Origin of the sequence: Actinobaculum suis, from assembly GCF_900618115.1 — a bacterium.
GTDB lineage: Bacteria > Actinomycetota > Actinomycetes > Actinomycetales > Actinomycetaceae > Actinobaculum > Actinobaculum suis.
In genome coordinates this window covers 1,086,812-1,110,774 of the sequence record NZ_UYIO01000001.1, presented here as the reverse complement: position 1 = coordinate 1,110,774, position 23,963 = coordinate 1,086,812, and the positions used below count along the sequence as shown (strand labels likewise).

Below are 23,963 nucleotides of genomic sequence, written 5' to 3'. Positions count from 1 at the left end.
ACGCCGACCGGACGGCCAGCCTCATGATCATGTGCCTTAGCACCGACTATCCAGGGTAGCGTCTCTGGCCTGGAAGTCTCAAGTCGATATGACTGTGAAATGCCTTCCGTTTTTATGGCCTTCAACACTACCCTTTAGCCGCTTCCTTAGCCGCGGTGGATACCGTACCTCCCGAGGTCACGCCGCGTGAAGTGCCGCGCCGAGTAGTGGAGGCCGAAACGCCGCCTTGCACCCCCGCCGAAGGCGCCGCGGTAACCGTCACCTGCGTGGCCTTTTCGCCGCCCCCGCTGCTCTTTTGCGGGGTTACTACACCCGAAGAAACCGCGCCGTGGCGCCGCCGTGCTCGCGTTTGCGTAGCGCTAGCGACTTGCGCCTTACTTTCCTTCGCGGAGCCGCCCGTAGCGCTTTGCTTCGCAGCGCTTTCCTTCGCGGCGCTTTCCTTCGCAGCGCTTTTCTTCGCGGAGCTACCCTTAGCAGCGCTGCTACCTTTAGCAGCCCGGGCCTGCTTAGCACTCCCCTTGGCGGACTCGCTCTTCTCCGTATCCTTAGCGGAGCTAGCCTTCTCCTTAGTTTTAGCGGAGCCGCTCTTCTCTGCGTTTTTGGCAGAGCCGCCCTTGTCTTTAGCGGAGCTAGCCTTCTCGTTGTCTTTAGCGGAGCTCGCCCTTTCCTTCCCAGTTCCGTTCTTCGCTTTTGCGGAGCCGCGCTTTTCGTTGGCAGAGCCCGTTACTTCCTTCGCGGTGCCGCTCTTCGCCTTTGCGGTGCCGCTCTTATCCTTGCCGTCGTTTTCGGAAGTCGGTGTGGCCGGCGCAGTTTCCTTTTCTTGGCCGCGCTTATCTTGCTTGCCACGCGCCCGGGTTTTCCCGGGCGCGGCGTCGTCGGCCTTTTCTTCGTTATGCCCGGCCGCCGCAATGGAATTCATGGCCGCACCGGCAGCGCTACGTTGTGCTTCGCTTTGGGAAGCACTCGGTACTGTTTTCGCCGCATTTGCTTCGCGCCGCCGCTTACGCCGTGCCGCGCGGCTACTCGTACCCGCGTCGCCCTTTTCTACCGGCCGATCATGAATCAGATACCCGCGCCCATCGCAGGCCTCACACGAGGTGGAGAACGCTTCCACCAGGCCTTGCCCCACGCGTTTACGCGTCATTTGCACCAAGCCCAGGCTTGTTACCTCGGCTACTTGGTGGCGGGTGCGGTCCCGGCCCAAGCATTCCACCAGACGCCGTTCTACCAGTTCCCGGTTGGATTCCAGCACCATATCGATAAAATCGATAACGATAATGCCGCCAATATCGCGCAAGCGTAGTTGCCGCACGATCTCTTCGGCCGCTTCAAGATTATTGCGCGTCACGGTTTCTTCTAGCGAACCGCCCGAACCGGTGTATTTACCGGTGTTGACGTCGATCACCGTCATTGCTTCAGTGCGGTCAATGACCAGGGTGCCACCGCTGGGCAACCACACCTTTCGGTCAAAGGCCTTCGCCAACTGTTCATCCACCCGGTTGGCAGCGAAAATATCTTCCCGATCCGTCCACTTGGTTACCCGCTCACGCAATTCTGGCGACATCTCCGCCACATAAGCAGAGATCGTGGCATAAGCGTCGTTCCCCTGCACCTGGAGGCTTTCGAAATCCTCATTGAAGATATCGCGCACCACCCGCACGGCAAGCTCCGGCTCTTCCTTGAGGACCTTGGGCGCCCCCTTCGGGTTTTGCGATTTCTTTTGAATATCTTCCCAGGAGGCAGTGAGCCGGTCTACATCCGCTTGCAACTGTTCGGCGGTCGCACCTTCAGCAGCCGTGCGCACAATTACCCCGTGTTCTGCCGGCACGATCTCCTTCAGGAGTTTCTTGAGGCGGCGGCGTTCCTTTTCGGGGAGCTTCCGGGAAATACCCGTCATTTGCCCGCCCGGTACCAGTACCAGGTGGCGGCCGGCCAGCGTTATTTGCGAGGTGAGCCGTGCCCCCTTATGCCCAATCGGATCCTTCGTTACCTGCACGAGTACCGGATCGCCGCTCTTCAGCGCCTGCTCGATACGCCGGTTCTTACCGGTCACCCCGGCTGCTTCCCAGTTCACTTCCCCGGCATACAAGACCGCATTGCGGCCCTTCCCGATATCCACAAAGGCAGCTTCCATGGAAGGTAGGACGTTTTGTACCCGCCCCAGATACACGTTGCCAACCATCGAGACTTGCGTGTGGCGCGCAACGTAGTGTTCCACGAGCACGCCGTCTTCCAGCACGGCAATCTGGTTCAGTCCGTCTTGTTCGCGCACGAGCATGCGCCGGTCCACGGCTTCGCGGCGCGCCAAGTATTCGACTTCCGTAACCACGTGCCGGCGCCGGCCCGCATCGCGCGAATCCCGGCGCCGCTGCCGCTTTGCGGCTAAACGGGTAGATCCTTGCGGTGCGGTTACTTCATCGCTTCCCGCACCCGCCCCGGATAGGGAGCGACGACGCCGCCGCACGCTCCGCCCGGCCGAGGCCGTAGTGCCACCCCGCTCTGTTTCACGTGCACTGCTCGCCGCGCGGCGCCGCCGAGTTTTACCCGCGGCTTCCCCGCTCTCCGCGGCGCGGCCATCCTCCCGCCCGCTGGAGCGGCGCGCCCGGCGCCGGGTACGACCATCCCGCCCGCCTTCGGCCGGCTCAGCTTCAGATTCTGCGCCTGCATCATCTTCTTCCGCGGCGAAATCTTCATCTTCGTCGTAGTATTCGGCGTCGTCGTAAAAAACGGCTTCCGTATCCACGTATACGGAACCGCCACCCACCGGACGTTGCACCCGAATAGCCTGCGATACGTCCGGTTCCTGGAATAGCAGACCGGGTTGGAACCCTGCTCCTAAACCGAAAGCGGCACCCGCACTTGCGGCCGCAGTTTCATTATTATTTTCCTCCGCGTTCGTGCCACCACTGGCTCCAAACGCACTGGTATTGAGGCCCATGCGCCTACACTTCCCGATTGCCGCGCACCCCGCATCGCGCGCTAGCAATCACACCTGCGAATACACTCCGCAGCAAAAAGCTCTCAGTCCGATTGCGCGCGAGCTTTGCTCAACACCTCGCCTTACGTAAAATCCGCGGTGGAGCCAGGCGCAGCGCCGCAATCGAGTTTCGGGGTTATGCGGAAACTCCCGAAATTCCCCTGTAAAGTTTACACAAGGGAATGCGCCACCAGGTAGGACATGAGCGGAGTCTCTCCCTCGTATCCGCGTCACGTTCGGCCTGCGCCCAAAACGGGCTCAACTCACGCCGGCGGCATGCGCAGCTCACTCCAGGAGCACGCCCACCCAGCAGAATCGGCCCGCCCACCCAGCAGAATCGGCCCGCCCACCATCTGCACCACCACGCACTCCACCCCAGCTGGCACGCCCGCGTGAGAAAAACCGTAAAACTCCAGCCCTACGCAGAGTCGCCAACCGTGATAACGGCTTTATGCCCGGACTGCTAAGATAAAGCCAATCGGGACCTAGGTCCCGTTTTCGACCAGGGTGTCTCTATCTTCTTCTGAAAGGGGCCGCTCTTTCGGGAAACTCGCGAACTTTTGGCGCGTAAGTAATCGTAAACGTTCAAGTTTGCGTCTAAGCTTAGGACGAAAGCCAGGGGCGATTCGCGTCGCCTCACGCGCCGGGTCCGCCGAGGCTACTCCGCAAGAGGATCGGCGAGAACGGCAACACAACTAGACAACATCAGAAAGGTGAAAAGGTGGACCCTATCACCCTTGCACGATGGCAGTTTGGTATTACGACGGTGTACCACTGGATTCAGGTACCCCTGACTATCGGGCTGTCCGTAATCGTTGCATATATGCAAACTAAGGCTCGCAAAACGGGCGATCCGAAGTGGCAGCGGATTACCGATTTCTTCGGCAAGATCCTGCTCATCAACTTTGCGCTCGGCGTAGCCACGGGGATTGTGCAGGAGTTCCAGTTCGGGTTGAACTGGTCCGAGTACTCGCGCTTCGTTGGTGACATCTTCGGGGCGCCGTTGGCCTTCGAAGCTCTCCTGGCCTTCTTCCTCGAATCGACTTTCCTGGGGCTGTGGATCTTCGGCAAGGGACGCCTGTCCCCCAAGGTACATAACCTCACCATCTGGCTGTTCTCCATCGGCACGATTCTTTCCGCTGCTTTCATCCTCGCGGCCAACTCCTTCATGCAGGATCCGCAAGGTGCAGTATTCAACCCGACCACCGGGCGTGCGGAACTCGATGGTATGAGCGGCTTCCTGAAGCTCTTTGGCACTACCTGGCAGTGGACCTTCGTGCACACGCTCTCCGCCTCCCTGATGCTTTCCGGCATTTTGGTAGCAGGCTTTGCTATCTGGTGGATGGCGCGTTCGATTCGCCTCACCGGCAACGAAAGCGAAGCACGTGAATACTGGAAGCCCACCGCCAAGATCGGTGCCTGGGTGGGCCTGGTGGCCGCGATCGTAGCGGCTCTTTCCGGGCACTTCATGGGCCAGCACCTCGGCAATATTCAGCCCACCAAGGCCGCGGCCATGATGGGCGTGTGCACGGGCGAAGAAAACGCGAAGCTCTCGCTGGTCATGTGGGGCAATAATTGTGAAGAAGCCGGCCAGATCTACATTCCGATCCCCGGCCTGGAATCCTTCATGATGACCAACCACTTCACCGGTCCGGAATCGCGCTTGCAGTCCATTGACGAAGCCAACCAGCAGGTGTTTGAAGGCATCAAGCAGATGGAAAACGTCAATGACGAACTGGTTACCAAGTTCACCGAAATGTACGGCGAAGATGCGGTAACGCCGAACGTACTCGTTTCCTACTACTCCTTCCGCGTCATGGTGGGTATCGGTTTGCTCGGCATTGTTATTACTGCCTCGGCACTCTGGGCACTCCGCGGCGATCGGCTTATCCGTTCGGAGAAGTGGGGTACCTTCTGGCTGTGGATGGTCCCCTTGCCGTTCATTGCGAACAGCGCCGGCTGGATGCTTACCGAAATGGGCCGCCAACCGTGGGTGGTGTACCCCTCGAATGTCGACGGCGTACTCCTCCTTACCAATATGGGTGTTTCCCATTCGGTTTCGGCAGCTTCCGTGGCCTTCTCGCTCACCGCCTTTACCTTGCTGTATGGCGCGCTGGGTGTGTGCTGGTTCTGGTTGCTTAGCCGCTACCTGAAGGAAGGCATCAACACCCACAAGAAGGTTATTGAGTACGACGCCGCGGATACCCCGCAGTTCGTCTACTAAGAAAGGGATCAATAGTGGAAGCATTTACATTGACACCGCTTACGGTCCTCTGGTTCATCATCATCGCGGTCTGCTGGATCGGTTACCTCTCTACCGAAGGATTTGGCTTCGGTACCGGCATGATGCTGAAGACGGTGGCCAAGGACGAACGCGAACGGCGGGCCCTCGTCAACACCGTTGGCCCGCACTGGGACGGTAACGAGGTGTGGATCCTCACCGCCGGTGGCGCTACCTTCGCCGCCTTCCCCGAGTGGTATGCCACCTGGTTCTCCGGGATGTACCTCGCTCTTATCTTGATTCTGCTGTGCCTGATCGTGCGGATCTGCGCCCTCGAATGGCGCAAGATGATCTCCACGGCTGGCTGGCGTAACTTCTGGGACACCGCGCACACGATCGTCTCCTGGTTGGTGCCGATTCTGCTCGGTGTAGCCTTCGCGAACTTCGTACAGGGCATGAAGATCGAAGTGGGCCGCTACGCGGAAGCGGGTGGCACCTTCCATGCGATCGCCCCGGCGGATGTGAACGTGCAAACCCTCGCTGATAACCACCACTACCTGACGGGCGGGTTCCTCTCGCTCCTCACGCCGTTCACGATTCTGGGCGGCCTGGCAGTGCTCGGCCTCTTCTTCACGCATGGCGCTCTGTGGCTTTCGATCAAGCTCGCCGGCCCCCTGCAGGAAAAGTACGAGAACCTTGCCAAGAAATCCTCGCTGGTCTCCACCGCGGTTGCGGCCGTGTGGGCGCTGTGGGCACAGTTTGCCTATAGCGAGCAGGTACTGGCTTGGATCCCGCTGCTCATCTGTGCACTACTGCTGGTTGGTACCGTGGCGGCACTCTATGCCCGCCGCGAGATCCTCGCCTTCGGTCTGCACTTCGCGGGTATCGCCATGGTGGTAGTGATGATCTTCGTGCAGATCTTCCCGAATGCTATGAAGTCCTCGATCGATCCGGCCTACTCGCTTACCCTGGCGCAGGCCGCTGCAACCGGCCCCACGCACGGCGTGATGACCATTGCAGCGCTAATCTTCGTGCCGATCGTCTTGGCCTACACCATTTGGGCCTACTCCGTATTCCGCAAGCGCATCGACGCCGGCCAGATTCCGGAAGAACCCGTGGGCTTGGATCCCAAGCGCGTGCGCGAATTCGAAACCCTTGCCTAAGCAAGGCAAGAATCTTGCTAAATCCGCAGGCTCCTAACGGGGGTCTCTCCTAACGGGGGTCTGAAGCAAGAAAATATCGGTTCCGCAGCGCACCCTACGCGCACGAAACCAAAGCTCGAAAAACCATAAACGTCGGTGTAGCTGTACCTCGCAGGCATAGCTACACCGACGTTTTGTTTACGTTCACGCAAGCGCGGAAAGAGTTTTCGGCCAGGCTGCCTATTCCGGCTATTTCCTTCTGGAAATGGGAAGTGCATTCCCACATGAAGATGCCGTGGGCGGCGCAGATGATTAGGATGAGATGAGCCGAGCGAGCAGAAAGTTGGGAGAAACGTACCTTGAAACCTGTTGATCCTCGCCTAATGAAATACGTGGGCCACGCCCGCCGCTATATTTTGGGCCTCGGCGGGCTCGGAGCCCTAGAAACCTGCCTGATATTGGCGCAATGCTTCCTTATCGCGGGCGCGATTTCCCCGGTTATTGACGGCGATAAGACCCTGCCCCAAGTTTTGTGGCTAGTAGCCGGAACCGGAATTGTTTTTGCCGCCCGGGCTCTGCTCAAATACGGCCGGGAAGCCTACGGGCACCGTGCTGCCCTGCGTACGATCTCCACGCTGCGCCAGAAAGTGCTGCGGAAAGCTGGGGATCTAGGCCCGCGCTGGCTTTCCGAAGGTAGATCTTCTACCACTACCACGCTGGTCACTTCCGGCCTAGACGATCTAGAACCCTATTTCGTCAAGTTCCTCCCCCAGCTGGTGCTATGCGTGCTAGCCACCCCGGTAGGCTTAGCCACCGTCCTCATCTTGGACTGGGTGAGCGCGCTGATTATCGTGTTCTGCATTCCGCTCATCCCACTTTTCATGATCCTGGTAGGCCGCATGACGGCTGCCTTCGCCAACGAACGCTTGGCATCCATGCAAAGGTTGGGCCAGCAGCTGCTTGATCTGCTGGGCGGCCTGGCTACTTTGAAAGGCTTAGGCCGGGAAAAGCAACCGGCACGCCGGGTCAAACAACTTGGTGACGACTATGCCAAGAAGACCATGCAAACTCTTTACGTGGCTTTCCTTTCCGGCGGGGTACTAGAATTCCTCACCACGCTATCCACCGCACTGGTGGCTGTGGAAGTGGGCTTGCGAATGGTAGCTGGAAATCTCGATCTATTTACCGGGCTCACTATCATCATGCTCACTCCGGAAGTTTTCAACCCGATCCGCGATGTGGGTACCCAGTTCCATGCGTCTTCGAATGGTGTGGCCGCTTCCGAACAAGCTTTAGACATTTTGGAAGCCCAAGATTCCCTGCAAGACGGTACACAACCCGCCCCGGACCTGCGTACCAGTGAGATCCGGATCGAAAACCTTTCGGTGCTCGCCCCGGGCCGGGAAACCGTTGCGCCGGCTGCTCTCAATGGAGTAATCCGGCCGGGCCAAATTGTTGCTCTACGCGGCACTTCCGGCTCCGGTAAAAGTACGACGGCGGCCGTACTCACCCGCTTTGTGGATCCCACCGAAGGCGAAGTGACTATTGGTGGGCTTTCGGTGCAAGAGATTTCCCGAGATGATCTGTGGAAACAAATCACCTGGGTGCCGCAACGCCCGGTGTTGATTCCGGGCACAGTGCTCGAAAATATTGGTGCCCCGCGCGGCGAAAAACTTGAACATGCCGCCCAGCTCGCTGGTTTTAGCGAAGTTGTAGCTAGCTTGCCTGCCGGCTGGGACACGATGATAGGCCAGGGCGGCACCGGGCTTTCGGTTGGGCAAAGGCAAAGGCTGGCCCTAACACGGGCCCTGCTGGATGATTCCCAGCTGGTGATCCTCGATGAGCCTTCCGCGCATTTGGATGCTCGCTCTGAAAACCACGTGGTGCAAACTGTCCAAGAGATCCGGCGGCAGGGCCGTACCGTCGTCGTTATCGCGCACCGCTTTGCCCTCGTGGAAGTGGCAGACGTAGTAATTGACGTGCACTCGGATACCGCTACCCCGGAGTTTTTGGCACAGCACGCCGCGGTGGCAGAAGCGATAGCACACCGGCAAGAAACCGAATCCGAAATCCGCGTGGCTGGCTCGCGCAGCGATAATGCGCTTGCCGCAATGGAACGCGGGGGCAAGAAAAAACGGGCCAAAACGCAACCCGCGCCAGCCAACACGCCCGCAACGGAGGTTCAAGCATGAAAGCGTTACCGCAAGAAGAACGGGTAGCACTACGGCGAATCATCAAGCTGCTCGAGGTCAATAAGCGCGATTTTTGGCTCTCGGTTTTGGCCGGAGCCGTGGGTATTGGTTCGGCCGTGGGGCTTTCCGCGGTTTCCGCCTGGATGATTACGCGAGCCTCGCAAATGCCGCCGGTAATGGCACTTTCGATTTCCGCTACCGCGGTGCGTGCCCTGGGCGTTTCCAAAGCAGTACTCCGCTATTTCAACCGCATTTTCTCCCACCGCGTGGCTTTGTACGGGATGTCCTCCCTGCGGACCACGGTCTATTCCACGCTCGCAGATTCTTCGACCGATGTGGTGACTTCGGTGCGACGCGGAGATCTACTGGCCCGCATGAATACCGATGTGGATGCGGTGGGCGAATTGATTGTGAAGGGTATCCAGCCTACTTGGGTGGCTTTCTTCGTCTCCCTGATTTCGGTGGCGATCGTGGGGAGCCTTTCTTTGCCAATCGGTATCGTATTGCTATTGGGGCTGATCGTTTCCGGGATTGTGGGGCCGTATTTTGCGCTCAAGGGTGGCCGGTTGGCCGAAGAAACCCAGGTGAAGGACCGCACCGAGATTTCTTCCCGGGCGCTAACCATGCTTGATTCGGCCGATGAACTGCGTATTTCCGGCAAGCTGAGCAAACTTGAAGCGGCCCAGGCGCACACCGAAGCCAAGATTTACCGGAACCGGGATGCGGCGGCCCGCCCGCAAGCTCTTTCTATTGCGATCGACACTTTGGCCATGGGGGCCACCGTGGTTTTGGCGATCATTATTGGTTCTTTGCAGCTCGCGCAGGGCACGCTTTCGGAAACCGCGCTGGCGGTTTGTGTACTCACTCCCCTGGCCGCTTTTGAAGGCACGCAGCCCTTGGGTGAAGCCGCGATCCAGATGGTCCGTTCCGGCAAGGCCGCCCAAAGAATCCTCGACCTACTCGACCGCGCCCGCGCCGCCAGCTCCAAGAGCGAAACGGCCGCCGCGGAAACGGTTGGTTCCGCGCAAAGTGCTGCCACTACGGAAACGGTTGGTTCTGGGCAAACGGCTGACGCGGTGGAAACGACAGCTGCGGAAACCGACGCCACCACTGCTGGCACCACCGCAGATACTGCTGCCGCCGGTGTTGCTGCCGCCGGTGTTGCTGCGGACGCCGCGGCCTCGGGCCTGGTGGCGCACGACCTCATCATTGGGTGGCCGGATGGTCCGGATGTGGCCGGGCCATTTAACTTCGCCTTCCCGCGCGGCAAGGCCGTTGCAATCGTGGGGCCTTCTGGCATTGGGAAATCGACGTTGTTGTTCTCAATGTCTGGGATGCTCAGCCCGCACGCGGGCAGTATGCGTTTGGAAGGTCGGGAAGTTTCCCGTATGGACCGCACCGAAGTTTCGCAGTTGCTGTCTTTGACCGCGGAAGACGCCCATATTTTCGAAACTAGTGTGCTAGAAAATCTGCGGGTTGCCCGCCCGTCCGTAACCGAACGCGAAGCAATTGTTTTGCTGGCAGAAGTGGGCTTGGGTGAATGGCTCACGCAATTGCCGGATGGGGTACATACCATCATGGGTGACGATGCGGCCACGATTTCTGGGGGCGAACGGCGTCGTCTGCTTTTGGCACGCGCCCTGGCCTCCCCCGCACAGTATCTGCTCTTGGACGAACCCGGTGAGCATTTGGATCCGGAAACTGCCGATCCGCTCATTCGGGATCTGCTGCGAGCCGGAAAACGCACCCAGCATCCGCGCACGATCATTTTGGCAACCCACCGGCTCACGCCTCTGGACGCCGCCGATCACGTTATTTTGTTGGCGCGCCAAGAGAACGGTGAAGTTGGTGTGGCACATAGTGGAACGCATGCGGAACTGGTGGCCAGCGTGCCAGAATACGCGTGGGCGGTAGCCCAAGAGGCGGCCGCACCGGAAGCGATCATGGCTGAAACCCCCGCGGCGGATCCGCTTTTAGGACCAACATTTACGGCAGAAAACATGCCGGCGGAGGCACAACGATGAAAGATCTCGCGGCCACGATTTCCCGGGCCTTGCAACTGACTGCTCGGCTGGACCAAACTGCGGTTCTGCAGAACTTGGCGGAAGGTGCTATGGATGCCACGGATTGCCAGGCCGCATTAATCGTGCTCATGAGTTCGCTAGGGGAACCGAATAATATTTTGCTCGCTGGTGAATGCCGGAACGTAGCCACCGAGCTAGAAGTAAAGCGGCGTATTTCTTTCTTCCTCGATCAACTACCAGACGAGGGGGTGGTGATTGCTAATTCGGGGCTCGAAAAGTGGAACGATATGCTCGACTTGGACGTGATGCCGAGCAATGCGCTTGCCGCCCCAATTCGTTCCGTGGATCGCGTGGTCGGCTACCTGTTCTTGCTAGAAAAAGAAGGCGGGTTTGGACCGGCCGATGAGCAAAACATTGAGCTCTTGGTTTCGGCCGCGGCAATCGCCGTGGAAAACTCGCGCTTGTACGAGGAATCCAATTCGCGGGCGCGGTGGATTGCCGCTTCTCGGGCTATTACTTCGGAACTGCTCAAGGGTAGCGATGAAGAAGACGCCCTGCAGCTCATTGCCGCCGAAATGCGAAAAGTTTCCCAGGCGGATGCGGCCCTTATTGTTTTGCCTTCCGTGGGTGACGTGTGGATTTGTGAAATTGTGGACGGTGCCGGATTTGAGGATCTTGTAGGTCTAATTCCCCCGCAATCCAGCCTTACTTTGCGGGTAGCCCGGGAAGTGCGGGGGCGGGTGGTCAGCGATGTATCGAATTTGGTAGGCATACCAGAAAAGCTCAAGCGTTTTGGGCCGGTGCTGTATGCCCCGATGGCGGCACGCGGAGAATCGAAAGGTGTGATCCTCCTGGGTCGTTCCGCCGGTTCTCCGGAATTTAACCTCGCCGATCTGGCAATGGCAGAAAACGTGGCCAGCCAGGCCGCGCTCGCTTTGGAACTGGCGGCGGCCCGGCACGTGCGGGCCCAAGCTGCCCAGCTGGAAGACCGTTCCCGGATTTCGCGAGACCTTCACGATTTCGCGATCCAACAGCTCTTTGCTTCCGGGATGGCACTTTCAGCAGCGCGGGCCGATCTGGCATGTGAAGAAACCGTGCCCGAATCAGTGCTCGGCACACTCGACCGGGCTATTACTTCTATTGACGAATCGGTGGGCCAAATCCGGCAAATTATCTATTCCTTGCGCGACCCGGCCGCTACCGTACCGATTTTGACGCGCCTGCGCCGCGAAATTTCTTCCGTTACTTCCCAGCTTGGTTTCGATCCCGAACTAACCGTCACCTACCTGAGTGAAGATATTACGGCCTCCGATAACACCGCGGTGGACGACGTACTCGGCTCGGATCTTTCTGATGACATTGTGGCCGTGGTGCGGGAAGGTATTTCAAATGCGGTCCGCCACGCGCAAGCCGACCATATTTGGGTAAAGGTGAGTATTGCGAACCACCGGGTGCGGGTTACCGTGGAGGACGACGGCGTAGGTGTGCGGGAAACTGGCCGCCGCTCCGGCCTTTCCAATCTGGCGGCCCGCGCCCAGCGCCATCACGGCTCTTTCTCGATCAGCCCCCGCGAAGAATCAGGCACAACCGTCCGCTGGACCGCCTCCATCGGCTAGATACCGCCCGCTGTGCTCCGCTACGAAACCGCTCGGTCCTGCGTCCAAGCCCAGCCGTGCTCGGCTAAGAACCGCTCGGCTAAGAACCATCCACGCTTGGCTAAAGCTAGCCGCCATCGGCTAGGTACCGAAAACCCCGCGGCTTGAGTTAGCACTCAAATCGCGGGGAATCATAGGGTGATTATTTGCCTGCTGCGAGTTTACTGGTTACGCCAGCCGGTGGCCCGTTGGCCGGCAACCCAAGCTGCTACCTGAGTGCGGCGTTGCAAGCCCATCTTGGAAAGCAAACTCGTGATGTGGTTCTTCACCGTCTTTTCGGCAACGCCAAGCCGGTCCCCGATCTCCCGGTTAGAAAGACCATCTCCGATCAGCTCCAAAACATTACGTTCAGACGGAGTAAGATCTGCCGTCGGATCGTCATGGTCAGCCCGGCGGCGAGAAATCGTCCGTTCATCAAGGAGCACTCGCCCGGCTGCAACTGCGCGGATATTGTCAGAAATCTCGGCACCGCGTACAGACTTCAAAAGATAAGCACGCGCGCCAGCCTCCAAGGATTCGGAAAGAGCATCGTCGTCGTCAAAAGAAGTAAGAACGATGCACTTGGTTTCCGGAGTTACTTCCTTGAACTGCTCCATAATGTCAATACCCGTGCCGTCACCCAGCCGCAAATCTACTAACGCTACATCCGGGCGCACCAACTCTCCGCGCCGGACGGCCTCCTGGACGCTACCGGCTTCGGCTACCACTTCCAGGCCATCCGAACGGTCCACGACCTCAGCTATCCCGCGCCGAACAACCTCATGATCGTCAATGATCATGACACGAATATTCTCAGACACGGTTCCTCATTTCCTGCTCTTGCTATATCACTACCACTGCGGGAGTCCTGCTCAAATTCTATCCATTTTTTGGTTACTCCTCCGGCCCTCGTCCGCCTTTGTGACCCGCATCGCCCAAACTACTTGTATCGCGCCCTCCTGCCAAAAACTAGCTGTGCGGTTTCTACCGAAGGTACCAATTCCGCGGTTTGTGCCCGAGGTACCAATTCCGCGGTTTATGCCCGAGGTACCAATTCCGCGGTTTGTGCCCGAGGTACCAATTCCGCGGTTTATGCAGTGTGCTAGCGCGCCGCGCCCAGCCCGGCCCGAATGCAGCGGCAGGCAGGATTGCGTTTCGGCACCAGGCGGGTTTGCGCGTGCAGGTCAGCGGATTTTGCGACGCCGGAGAGGCTGGCAGCGGGGGCAAAATACGGAGGACCTGCCGGAGATAACAATGCTCTCCATGGTGGTTCCGCATTCCAGGCAGGGCTGGCCGGCACGCCCGTAGGCGCGAAGTTTGCGTTGGAAATAGCCGGCCTCGCCATCCACATGCACGTAAAGCTCATCGAAAGATGTACCGCCGGCAGCTAATGCCTCTCGCAAAACCGTAGTCACTGCCGCAAAGAGCGTATGGGCTTCGGATTTTTTCAGGGAAGCGGCTTGTTGGCGTGGATGCAGACCGGCAATATGCAGGGCTTCGTCAGCGTAGATATTGCCGATCCCAGAAGTCAGCTGCTGATCAAGCAGCGCGGTTTTCACGGCCGTGCGTTTCCGGCGCAAGCGTTGCGCAAATTCTTCGGCAGTAAATGCCGGATCCAGAGGATCGCGGGCGATGCGAGCCATAGGCTCCGGTAGCAGGGCCCGCGTGGTTCCTTGCCCGCCTGGTAGCGCATCCGCCGTGGGAAGCAAAGCGCAGGGCTGCAGATAACCGAAAGTGCGCTGGTCAACAAAATCCAGACGCGTACCATTATCAAGCACCAGGCAGGCGCGCAGATGCCGTTCCGGGGCCGCATCGATCCGGAATTGGCCAGACATGCCCAGATGGGCAATTAGAGCTTGCGGGCCGTTCGCGTTTGCCACAGTTGCGGTGGCGGCGTGTGCAGTTGGTGCAACTTCGTTTGCCGCCGCTGCTGTATCAGCCATCGCCGCTACCGAGCCAGCCGCCGCCGGCTCCGCCGGTGCCGCTTCCGCTGCCCCCGCCGGCACCGCTGCCGCGTTGTCGCCCAGTTCGAACCAGAGGAACTTGCCGCGCCGTGCCACCGCTTCAATACGTTTGCCAATAATCGGAGCAAGGCCGTGCGGGGCGCGGCGAATTACACGCTCCCCAAAGCTCTCCGCCCGCGCGATCCGATGCCCGCGGGCATGCGCCTCTAGGCCGAGCCTTACCGATTCCACTTCGGGAAGCTCCGGCATCTCTATGCTTTCTTCTGCGCGGTGGCTTTGCCGGAACCCGTTTTACCGGTAGCTGTGGTACCACCCGCCGCAGTACCACCCGCCGCGGTACCGTTCCCGGCGCGCGCGCCACCACCGGTCGCATCACCCGCCGCGGTACCACCCGCCGCAGTACCGCCAGCTTCCGCGTTGGCCTTCTGCGCTTTTGCTTTGACTTCGCGGGTGATCATGCCGTAACTGGCTTCCGCCGCGGCGTGCCGCGCATTCTTTTGCGAGGTACCGCTACCCGTCCCCCACGTACGCCCATCCATCGAGGCCACGGCCGTGAAAACGCGGGCATGATCGGGCCCGGTGGAAGTAATCTCAAACTCCATGGTGCCTTCGTAGCCGATCGTATGCGCAACTTCTTCAAAACTGGTTTGCCAATCCAGATTCGGCGGCAGGTGGGAAGCTTCTTCCACCTTTTCGCTGAGCAAGCCCTCCACGATCTGGCGGGTTACTTCCATGCCGTGTTCCAAATAGGTAGCAGCAATAAGTGCTTCCACGGTGTCTGAAAGGATCGAATCTTTATTGCGACCCCCAGACTTTGCCTCGCCACGGCCCAAACGCAAATGCGAACCCAAATCTATTTGCCGCGCCACATCCGCGAGCGCTTTTTCGGATACTGCGTTGGTTTTGATGCGTGACATATCGCCTTCTGAGGCGTCGGGGAATTCCCGGAAAACGCGTTCGGCGATGATCAGGCCGAGGATGGAATCGCCTAGGAATTCTAGGCGTTCGTTGTGTGGTTCGTCGTGTTCGAAAGCGAAGCTGCGGTGTGTCAAGGCCCGGCGTAAAAGCGGGCGGGAAAGATCTGCACCCCATTTTTCGATAAGCCGTTTGTAGCCCGTTGGACTCCCCTACTTTCCTGTTTCTTGTGCCCGCAGTTGCGCTTCTAATGCGTCGAGCGCGGCGGACTGAATTGGTGGTAGTTCGTGATGGTGGTCTGCTGGTAGTTCTTCGAGCCGGATTCCGCATACTGAGCACAAACCGGCACAGTCCGGTTCGCATAGCGGTTTGAATGGGAGGTTGAGGACGATGGCGTCCCGCAAGATGGATTCGATGTTTACGGCGTCGTTGAGTACGAGGGCGTGGTCTTCGGCGTCGTCGTCTCCTTCTGCTATGAGTTTTTCGCGCCGTTCGGGATAGTAGGCGAGGTCTGCGATTTTTTGGGTGCGGTGCCCGCTAATATCGCGCAGGCAGCGTGCGCATTGGCCCTCAATATCGACTTCTACGCTGCCGCCGATGTATACACCATCGGCAACGGAGGTGAGATCTACGGCCACGTACATTTCGGATCCGGCGGGTACGCGGATGAGTTCTAAGCCCATGTCTGCAGGTGCTGGATAGGTTTCTTCGTGGTGGATCACGCTGCCTTCCGCACGTGGCAAATCAACTAGGGAAATAACGTAAGTGTCACGGGTTGACATGCGTACTCCTCGCTGCGCTGTGGTTTTAGCGCATTGCTATGTTTACCTGTTTACCTGTTGCTGTTAGTTTTAGGCTCCGGCCGCGTGGCCTTCGTGGTGGCGCGAGCCGGTGCTCTGGGTGCTTTCTGCGGCGCTTCCGGTGCCGTAGGCGGCGCGGTTGGTGGTGTTCGAGTTGTGGGCGTTGCCGTTTGCGTTGGCGTTGCGCGAGCTGAACACGCTTTCTTGTTCGTAGGCGGAGCCGCCGTCTTCGAAAGCTACCCGGGAATCTTGGGTGCGGCTGGCGATCACTTGCCGACCCGCATAGATTTGGGATAGGGCGTGATCGATTTCGCTGTTTGCTGCCGCGGTGATTTCTTCGATTGAGCGGGAGACTTCCGCGATCCGGCCTTCCAGGGTGGCTAGAGTTTCGTCCGAGTATTGGTTGGCGCCTTCGCGTAGGCGTTCGGCCCGGATTTTTGCTTCGTCTTCGATCCGTTGGGCTTCGCTGCGGGCGGCTACGGTAATGGCGTCTTCGGATACTAGTCTTTGGGCGCGGGCCCGGGCTTCGGAGACGATCCGTTTGCCTTCTGTTTCGGCGGTGGCCACGATTTCTTGGGCTTCTTGCTGTGCTTTGGCTTTTGTGCGCTGAATGTTGGAGAGCACACCGTCTGCGCGTACTACTTGTTCGGGCACGGTATCCCGGGCGGCTACGAGCAGATCTAACATCTCCGACTTGTTGACCATCACCGAGGCAGACATCGGGATGGCCCGTGCTTCCTCGAGGATGTCGATGAGCGTGTCGAGAATCTCCATCACGGATTGCGCTTCAGTTTCTTCGCTCATGCGTATTTCTCCTTCAGTGCCCGAGCCACATTCTCGGGTACAAACCCATCTACATTGCCGCCGTGCCGGGCAACGTCCTTGACCAATGACGAGGCGATATGTGCCTTGCGCGGATCGCCTAGCACGAACACGGTTTCGATTCCCGAAAGTTCGCGATTCATAAGCGCCATCGAATATTCAGCGTCTAAATCTACCGCGCTGCGCAAGCCTTTTACGATGACCGACGCGCCTTCTTGCCGGCAAAATTCGACCAAGAGTCCCGTGGTTGCTTCTACTCGGATCTTCCCGTAGCTTCCCGGCTTGCCGTGGGAAGCGAGAGTTTCCGGCAGAGCTTGGCGAATAAACTCCACCCGTTGGGCCGCGGTAAAGAGCGGCGTTTTCGCTGAATTGTGAGCAACTGCCACAATCACCTCGTCAAACATTTTTGCGGCGCGGGCAAAAACATCGAGGTGGCCTAGGGTTACCGGGTCGAAAGATCCCGGGCAAACGGCACGTACCATATCCTCCAGTGTAGTCGCTTACTGGCTCTGACCTGCGGCCCACACTCGGGTATCGCCATAACTGCGTTCCCACACGAGTTCCCAACCGGCCGGCCAGTTAGGTTCGGGGCTTCTAGCATCACGTTCGACGACGGCCAGCCCGTCTTCCTGTAAGTGCTCTTCTAAATTAGCTAATAGCTGCGTGAGTTTTTGGTCCGTGTACTTGTAAGGCGGATCAATAAAGGCCACGTCGAATTTTTCGGGGCGCTCTTCGGCCACCCAGGCTTCCGCGGTCATTGCGGCCACGGTTATTTCTAAGCCCGCATGGCGCGCATTTTCGCGGATTACGGCCACCGCGGGACGGGAAGATTCCACGCAGACTACCTGCTTGGCGCCGCGGCTTTTAGCTTCCAGCCCGCAAGCTCCCGAACCGGAAAACAGATCGACGATTGTGCAGTCGCGAATAAAACCTCGATGTTCTAGCGCAGAAAATATTGCCTCCCGCACTTTCTCCGAAGTGGGCCGGGTGCCACTTTTCGGTACTTTCAGATTCCTGCCTTTGGCCGCTCCGGCAACGATACGGGTCATTTTTAGCCCCTCTCCATGTAGTCCGCGCGTTCGGTATCAAGTTCTGCAATCGCTTCCGCAAGCGCGGTATGTGCGGCAAGTTCAGAATCGGAGGCGACCTCTGCTTTTGCGGCGGCCCGCGCTTGCTCCACTATAGCTTTATCGTTGACGACGGAGAGGAACCGCAGGTGTGAGCTGCGGCCGGCCTGGCTAGAACCAAGTACGTCACCTTCGGCGCGTAGTTCTACATCCTTTTCGGCCAGGGCAAAACCGTCTGTGGTGCTAGCGAAAGCTTCCAGGCGGGAGTGGGCCACGCTTCCCGGTTCGGCGTTGCTAATGGCCAGGCAAATGCCGGGTTTGCTGCCGCGGCCAATGCGGCCGCGCAACTGGTGAAGTTGGGAGATGCCGAATCTATCGGCGTCGAGAATCACCATCATGGTGGCTTCCGGTACGTCCACACCTACTTCGATAACGGTGGTAGAAACTAGCAGGGGGCTTTCTCCGCTGGCGAAGCGGGCCATAACGCGGTTCTTTTCTTCCGTTTCTAGCCTGCCGTGCATGACGGCGATGTCGATGCCGGCCAGTTGCGGTAGGGCGCGCAGGCGGGCCGCGGTTTCCACCACGGAAGCCAGTTCCGGCGCGGCCGTATCTGCCGCCCCCACCGAAGCACCTGTATCTTCTTCGGCGGTGGCATCGATGCGCGGGCAGACCACGTAGACGCGGCCCCCGGCCGCTATTTCTTCCCGGGCTCGCTGCCAGGCCCGGGCTATCCACGGCGTATTGGCGGCCGGCACCAGACTCGTAGTTATACCAGCCCGGCCGGCCGGCATGTCTTTCAAAGTGGAAATGGCAAGGTCGCCAAAAACCGTCATGGCTATCGTGCGCGGGATGGGGGTTGCCGTCATAACTAGCGTGTGCACGCCGCGGGCGAGCCGATCGCGCTGATCTACCCCAAAACGATGCTGTTCATCTACTACCGCCAAGCCTAAGAATGGGAGCGAGACGGTATCCGAAAGGAGGGCGTGAGTACCAATCACGATCCCCGCCTCCCCTGAAGCCAGGCGGGCCAGAACGGTTCTTTTGGTGCTAGCCCGCATCGACCCGGTCAAAAGCTCGCAGCGCACATCCCAAGCCAGGCGGCCCAAAAGCTCGTTTATGGAACGGTAGTGTTGCTGGGCGAGCACTTCGGTGGGGGCAAGTAAAGCGGCCTGGCCACCGCCGTCGACCACCTGCAGCATGGCCCGCAAGGCCACCACGGTTTTCCCGGACCCCACATCGCCTTGCAAGAGCCGTTGCATGGGAGCCGTGCGGGCCAAATCTGCCGATATTTCTGTGCCCACGCTTTGCTGTCCGGCTGTGAGTGTATAGGGCAAGGCGGCGTCGAAAGCGTCCAGTATGCCGCCGGTGCGGAGCGGGTAGGCGGCAGTTTCACGTTGGGCAGTACGCGCCGAACGTTGCGCTAAAGCCGCCTGTAATACGAAAGCTTCTTCGTGTTTCATGCGGGCTCGGGCTACCCGCCACGCGTTTTCGTCCCGCGGTTCATGCAGGGCAAGCACGGCTTCGTATTTGCCGGGAAGGCCGTGCTTTTCCCGATACTGTGCGGGAAGCGGGTCTGGAAAATCGCTGGCCTGCAAACCCGGCAAAATGGTTGCCACCGCCCGCTGGATTTTCCAGGAAGGCAGCGCCGCCGTGGCGTGATAGATCGGAATGGGCCGAGCGAGCCGGGCAATATCGGTAGCCAGCGTGGCCTCGTCTTCGATTAGCTCATAATCCGGGTGGGTTAGTTGGAGCTGCCCGCGATAGGAAGAAACCGTTCCCGAAAAAATCGCGGTTTGCCCCGGTTGTAGCCGCGTTTCGTGGTATTTGAGCGGGCCCGCGGATTTACCAAAAAAGGTCAGGCCGAGCATACGTGCGCCGTCGGAAATATCTACCTTGAGAATAAAACCGCGCCGCGCATTCATGGGCCGCAAATTAGTGCTCTCCACGCGCGCGATTACGGTCACCGATTCGCCTTCCGCGACTTCGCGGAGGGGCATGAGCTGCCCGCGCGTGGCGTAGCGGAAGGGGAAATGGTAGGCGAGGTCACCCACGGTGTGCAGGCCGAGTTTACCCAGTTGGGTGGCGGTGCGTTTACCTAGCGTGCGTGCCAGCGGCCGGTGCAGCCCCGTCCAAGCGTCGGAAGTTACGGCGACGACGCCGGACTTCCCGCCGGTTTGTGCCTGTGAATCCTTGCCGGCCATGCTTCCCTTTCCCCGCCTTCGCGCGGCCCGATTATTTCCGCGGTGCTTCCAACCGCGGCCTTATCTACAGAACCACCACAGCCTTATTAACACTTATTAACAGAACCACCGCGGTCTTATTATCTGCGCGGTTATCTGCGCGTAGCTATTGTCCCCCGCATTAGGCTACCTCGTGCAAGGCAAAGGTTCGCTGCGGCTACTAGAGACTTGATAGCCTAACTTCAAGACTCATCGGTGGCGTTGGCGGCAAGACAACTATCCGCCAACGCCACCTCAACTAGATCGTACGAGAAGATGTTCAAGAAAATCACCTCAACTCTTCTAGTTTTTGTCGCGCTCCTTAGCACGATGATTGCATATCAGGCGCTTGAAGAACGATCATTAAACGCTCCCCCGCAAGCAACGGCAGCCTTTCGCATCATGGATTGGAGCGGCGAGCGCCGAGGGACAGACATACGAGACGCGATCGCCACCTTGGCTGACGAGAGCGGAGTGCAGGTCGCCCAGATCGTTCAGGATCCCGCAGATCCGCGCGCGTCCCGGATCCTCTACTGTTGTTAACCCAGGGTCGTTAACCAGAGTGCGCCTGTTGTTGTGCAAGAGGCCTCGCGGGGTGAAGCAAGAGCCTCCTACGGCGAAGCACGGCGCACCTGCCGTTAGCCAAACTTGGGCCCGACCCCCGGAAAGTGGACATGGGGGTGGTGTTTATGCTGCAAGGTCAAGTGTAGCTGACGCGTGTTTTTCGAAGGTGTCTGGGGCCTGGTAATTGCACCAGGTGTGCAATCGTTTCGTGTTATACCGAGTACACCACGCAAAGACCTGCCGGCGGCAGGAGAGCATGTTGGGGAAAACCTTCGCATTTTTGAGAACTTCTCGTTTGAGCGTTGCATTAAATGACTCTGCCAGCGCGTTATCGGCACTACTGCCTACAGCTCCCATGGATTGTTGTACTCCCAACTGGCGGCATGTTTCTTGAAATACAGAGGAGGTGTATACACTGCCGTGATCAGAATGGAAAATCGTTCCACGCAAGGATCCTCGCTGGTCTGCGGCCATCAGTAATGCCTCTCGGGCGAGTTCAACACGCATGTGATCTGCAATCGCAAAACCGACCAGTTTCCGGGAGAAACAGTCAATCACAGTAGCCAGATACATATTCTTTTGCCCGGCAAGGGGAAGATATGTAATGTCCCCGACAAGCTTGTCGTTAGGCCTGGCCGCGGTGAAATCACGCTCGAGAAGATCATCAAAGACCCGCTTATGTGGATCACTGACAGTAGTGCGAACACGACGTTTTTTCGTAAAACCTGCCAACCCGAGAGCTTTCATCACCCGTGCTACGCGTTTGTGATTTACCGGCTGGTCCGGGGTCTGCGCAGTAAGCAACGCGGCTATACGTTTAGCACCATACAAGCCACCTTCCGCCTCGAAAGCGATCCGAATTCGCTCCCCTAGCAGCCCGTCAGCGTATACCTGTTGCTCGCGCCGGGCCGCATTTGCGGCCCACTTGTAATAGGAAGAACGCCTTACTTTCAGTACGGTACACATCCGCTTGACTGAGAACTCAGTACGGTGGTCCTCGATGAACTTGAAGCGGATCACAAGCCCATCTCCTTCGCGAAATACTGCGCCGCCTTGCGCAAAATATCGCGTTCTTCTTTCAAAAGCGCGTTTTCCTTTTCGAGTTGTCGGATTCTCTCTGCTTCAGATAAGACCCGCGCCGCCTCTGCTTCTTTGCGCCGCCTGGCCCGCACCCCGGTGCCAAACTGGTTTACCCAGTTTTGCAGCGAATTACGATTAATTCCCAGATCAGAAGCAACCTGCGCCATTGAAGCCTCGCTGGACTCGTACGCGGCTACCGCGTCTTTCTTGAACTGCGCGGAATATGTTTTACGGGACATGGTAGAAGACTACCTTTCTCCGGCTGAACGCCGGGGCTAGCCCATGTCCACTTTCCGGGGGTCAGGTCCCTTATCCTGCAGGTAGGCAACGTGCGCGATCGCACGAAACCCAGACTTGGCAAGTGAATTGCTCAACAGCTAGACTAGCGTGGTTGTAATTCTTACCTCGGGGCATTCTGGCTCCGGAAATCCGAAGGAGAGAACCGTGGCTTCTGTTTGCGAACTTTGTGGCAAGCGCCCGGGCTTCGGCAAGAGCGTTTCGCACTCGCACGTGCGGACTAGCCGCCGCTGGAACCCGAATATCCAGCGTGTGCGCGCACTCGTTAAAGGTGCCCCGAAGCGTCTCAACGTGTGCACCTCCTGCCTCAAAGCCGGCAAGGTGCAGCGCGCCGCCTAGGCAAAGCAAATAATTCAGGTGGGGCCCGCAGTCGGAAACGACTACGGGCCCCACCCTTTTATCAATAACCAGCATTGCCGCGCTTTGCCAGAAACGTGTTTGCGAGGCTAGCAATGCTCGCCCCGCAAACTATCACGTCAAAACGAACTGCCTAAAACAAGGTAGCCCGCTGGCACGAAGAAATTCTTAGAGCGAGAAGTCCACTACCATGCGGCCTTCGATCTTGCCGGCCAGCATCTCGTCGATCATGTCATTCAGATCGCCAAGCGGGCGCGTACGTACGATCGGTTTGACCAAACCATCTGCGCCGAACTGGAAAGCTTCAGCCAAGTCTTGGCGGGTACCCACCAAGGTACCCTTCACCTTGATGCCGTCGAGCACCGTCTTTACGATCGGCAGGTCAATGGCACCGTTGGGTAGGCCCACGCAAACCACGGTCCCGTTGGCCCGCACGCAATTCACTGCCTGGTTGAAGGCCGCCGGGTTGACGGCGGTTACCACCGCAACATGGGCGCCACCGATCTTTTCTTGGATCCACTTGCCCGAATCAATCTCCCCGGAGTTTACGGTCAGATCTGCACCGATTTTCCGGGCCGTTTCAAGCTTGGCATCGTTAATATCCACGGCGATTACGTGCGCCTTGAATACATTCTTGGCATACTGTACGGCCAGGTTACCCAGCCCGCCGGCACCATAAATTGCGACCCACTGGCCAGGCTTAATCTCCCCAACCTTGAGCGCCTTATAGGTGGTTACCCCGGCGCAGGTAATGGACGAAGCTTCCACCGGGTCCAGGCCCTCCGGAACCTTCACCGCATAGTCCGCCTTCACAATGCAGTATTCAGCCATTGCGCCATCTACCGTGTAACCGGCGTTCTCAACGCTCCGGCACAAAGTCTCATTACCACTTATACAATATTCACAATGCCCACAGCCAGCGAAGAACCAAGCAATAGAAACCCGATCCCCCACCTTTAGCGAGGTTACGTCTTCGCCGATTTCTTCGACGATGCCAACCCCTTCGTGGCCGAGTACGCGGCCCGGAACTTCCCCGAAGTCACCGGCAGCAACATGCAAATCAGTGTGGCAGAGGCCGGAATATTCCACCCGCACTTTCGCTTCATTGGCACGAATCGGCCGAAGCTCAAAATCATCGATGATATCTACGTGTCCATCACTATTTTGACGAACTACTGCTGCGCGCATATTTCCTCCTTGAGGTCCGGGCATCTTTACCCGAGAGTTCTGCATGATACGCGCGGAAAACAGCTAGCTTTCCGCAAGCCAGTGGCCAGGGCAGCCGGCCATACGGGTAATGGCCGGCACGCACCCCAACCAGGGCGTGGCTCCGTAGCAACTGCCAATGCATTTAGCACAAAACTGCGTTTAAAGCGACTGCTTTAGTGAGAAACGCAGTAACACGCTGGGTGAGTAGCAGTAAGCTACGGCACATTCACCCCTGACTCACGTAGATTATGCCTCAGGCATTGGCGATTTTCATCCGCCAAAATCCCCTGCCGAATCGCCAATTTTTCCGCCCCTACCCGGGGACTTACATCCTTCGCACCGCCTCTACCAGCCACTTTGTCGGTTGAAATCTCAATCTTTCCGAACAGTTTGCCGCACTGGTCCTTTGGTCACAACGTGGCGCCACTGCCCATCTCTATTGAGAACCGCTATTACATTTGATTTTGGTCACGACGCCG

17 protein-coding genes are annotated in these 23,963 nt (G+C 58.5%); 6 read left to right on the top strand and 11 right to left on the bottom strand.

Annotated features, from left to right (window positions below; all coding sequences use genetic code 11):
- Positions 1–127 precede the first annotated feature (127 nt).
- The gene (locus H8274_RS04580) at positions 128–2,938 is read right to left on the bottom strand and encodes an Rne/Rng family ribonuclease (protein WP_185933969.1); all 2,811 of its coding nucleotides are present in this window, start codon (positions 2,936–2,938) and stop codon (positions 128–130) included.
- 760 nt (positions 2,939–3,698) lie between these two features.
- Between H8274_RS04580 and H8274_RS04575 the strand changes: the two genes are divergently transcribed.
- The 5 genes from H8274_RS04575 (at position 3,699) to H8274_RS04555 (ending at position 12,172) form a co-directional block, all read left to right on the top strand.
- Entirely contained in the window at positions 3,699–5,201 is a 1,503-nt protein-coding gene (locus H8274_RS04575; protein ID WP_185933968.1) for a cytochrome ubiquinol oxidase subunit I, read from the top strand.
- Between the two features lie 14 nt (positions 5,202–5,215).
- Complete coding sequence (gene cydB, locus H8274_RS04570) at positions 5,216–6,361, top strand: cytochrome d ubiquinol oxidase subunit II (RefSeq protein ID WP_231583075.1); 1,146 nt, start codon at positions 5,216–5,218, stop codon at positions 6,359–6,361.
- 362 nt (positions 6,362–6,723) lie between these two features.
- Positions 6,724–8,532: a thiol reductant ABC exporter subunit CydD gene (gene cydD, locus H8274_RS04565; RefSeq protein ID WP_244924526.1), complete on the top strand. Its 1,809-nt coding sequence runs from the start codon at positions 6,724–6,726 to the stop codon at positions 8,530–8,532.
- The gene (locus tag H8274_RS04560) at positions 8,529–10,556 is read left to right on the top strand and encodes an amino acid ABC transporter ATP-binding/permease protein (protein ID WP_185933966.1); all 2,028 of its coding nucleotides are present in this window, start codon (positions 8,529–8,531) and stop codon (positions 10,554–10,556) included. Before cydD ends, H8274_RS04560 begins: the two co-directional genes overlap by 4 nt.
- Entirely contained in the window at positions 10,553–12,172 is a 1,620-nt protein-coding gene (locus tag H8274_RS04555; RefSeq protein WP_185933965.1) for a sensor histidine kinase, read from the top strand. The genes H8274_RS04560 and H8274_RS04555 overlap by 4 nt, the downstream gene beginning before the upstream one ends.
- Before the next feature lie 200 nt (positions 12,173–12,372).
- Here H8274_RS04555 and H8274_RS04550 read toward each other — a convergent pair whose 3' ends face one another.
- The 9 genes from H8274_RS04550 to H8274_RS04510 all read right to left on the bottom strand — a co-directional run bounded on the left by H8274_RS04550 (position 12,373) and on the right by H8274_RS04510 (position 21,860).
- Positions 12,373–12,990 carry a response regulator gene (locus H8274_RS04550; protein WP_049619362.1) on the bottom strand — a complete coding sequence of 206 codons (618 nt, stop codon included), beginning with the start codon at positions 12,988–12,990 and terminating at the stop codon, positions 12,373–12,375.
- Between the two features lie 384 nt (positions 12,991–13,374).
- Positions 13,375–14,403, bottom strand: a complete 1,029-nt coding sequence (gene mutM, locus H8274_RS04545) for a bifunctional DNA-formamidopyrimidine glycosylase/DNA-(apurinic or apyrimidinic site) lyase (protein WP_185933964.1) — start codon at positions 14,401–14,403, stop codon at positions 13,375–13,377.
- A 2-nt stretch (positions 14,404–14,405) separates the two neighbouring features.
- Positions 14,406–15,206, bottom strand: a complete 801-nt coding sequence (gene rnc, locus H8274_RS04540; RefSeq protein ID WP_244924525.1) for a ribonuclease III — start codon at positions 15,204–15,206, stop codon at positions 14,406–14,408.
- Between the two features lie 75 nt (positions 15,207–15,281).
- Positions 15,282–15,851, bottom strand: a complete 570-nt coding sequence (locus tag H8274_RS04535; RefSeq protein WP_065414561.1) for a YceD family protein — start codon at positions 15,849–15,851, stop codon at positions 15,282–15,284.
- 69 nt (positions 15,852–15,920) lie between these two features.
- Positions 15,921–16,673: an ATP synthase subunit B family protein gene (locus H8274_RS04530; protein ID WP_176700750.1), complete on the bottom strand. Its 753-nt coding sequence runs from the start codon at positions 16,671–16,673 to the stop codon at positions 15,921–15,923.
- Positions 16,670–17,173: a pantetheine-phosphate adenylyltransferase gene (coaD, locus tag H8274_RS04525; RefSeq protein ID WP_049619359.1), complete on the bottom strand. Its 504-nt coding sequence runs from the start codon at positions 17,171–17,173 to the stop codon at positions 16,670–16,672. The genes H8274_RS04530 and coaD overlap by 4 nt, the downstream gene beginning before the upstream one ends.
- Before the next feature lie 18 nt (positions 17,174–17,191).
- Positions 17,192–17,740: a 16S rRNA (guanine(966)-N(2))-methyltransferase RsmD gene (gene rsmD, locus H8274_RS04520; protein ID WP_185933963.1), complete on the bottom strand. Its 549-nt coding sequence runs from the start codon at positions 17,738–17,740 to the stop codon at positions 17,192–17,194.
- A 2-nt stretch (positions 17,741–17,742) separates the two neighbouring features.
- A complete protein-coding gene (locus H8274_RS04515) occupies positions 17,743–19,959 on the bottom strand; it encodes an ATP-dependent DNA helicase RecG (protein WP_185933962.1) in 2,217 nt (738 codons plus the stop codon).
- Between the two features lie 705 nt (positions 19,960–20,664).
- Positions 20,665–21,860 (bottom strand): IS3 family transposase gene (locus tag H8274_RS04510; protein WP_185933549.1). Its coding sequence is split into 2 segments (ribosomal slippage): positions 20,665–21,578 and positions 21,578–21,860, totalling 1,197 coding nucleotides; the frame shifts between segments, so codons are not numbered across the junction.
- A 205-nt stretch (positions 21,861–22,065) separates the two neighbouring features.
- On the opposite strand from H8274_RS04510, the gene rpmB reads away from it, so the two are divergent.
- Positions 22,066–22,257 carry a 50S ribosomal protein L28 gene (gene rpmB / locus H8274_RS04505; RefSeq protein WP_049619355.1) on the top strand — a complete coding sequence of 64 codons (192 nt, stop codon included), beginning with the start codon at positions 22,066–22,068 and terminating at the stop codon, positions 22,255–22,257.
- Between the two features lie 186 nt (positions 22,258–22,443).
- Here rpmB and adhP read toward each other — a convergent pair whose 3' ends face one another.
- A complete protein-coding gene (adhP, locus tag H8274_RS04500; RefSeq protein ID WP_185933961.1) occupies positions 22,444–23,463 on the bottom strand; it encodes an alcohol dehydrogenase AdhP in 1,020 nt (339 codons plus the stop codon).
- Positions 23,464–23,963 lie beyond the last annotated feature (500 nt).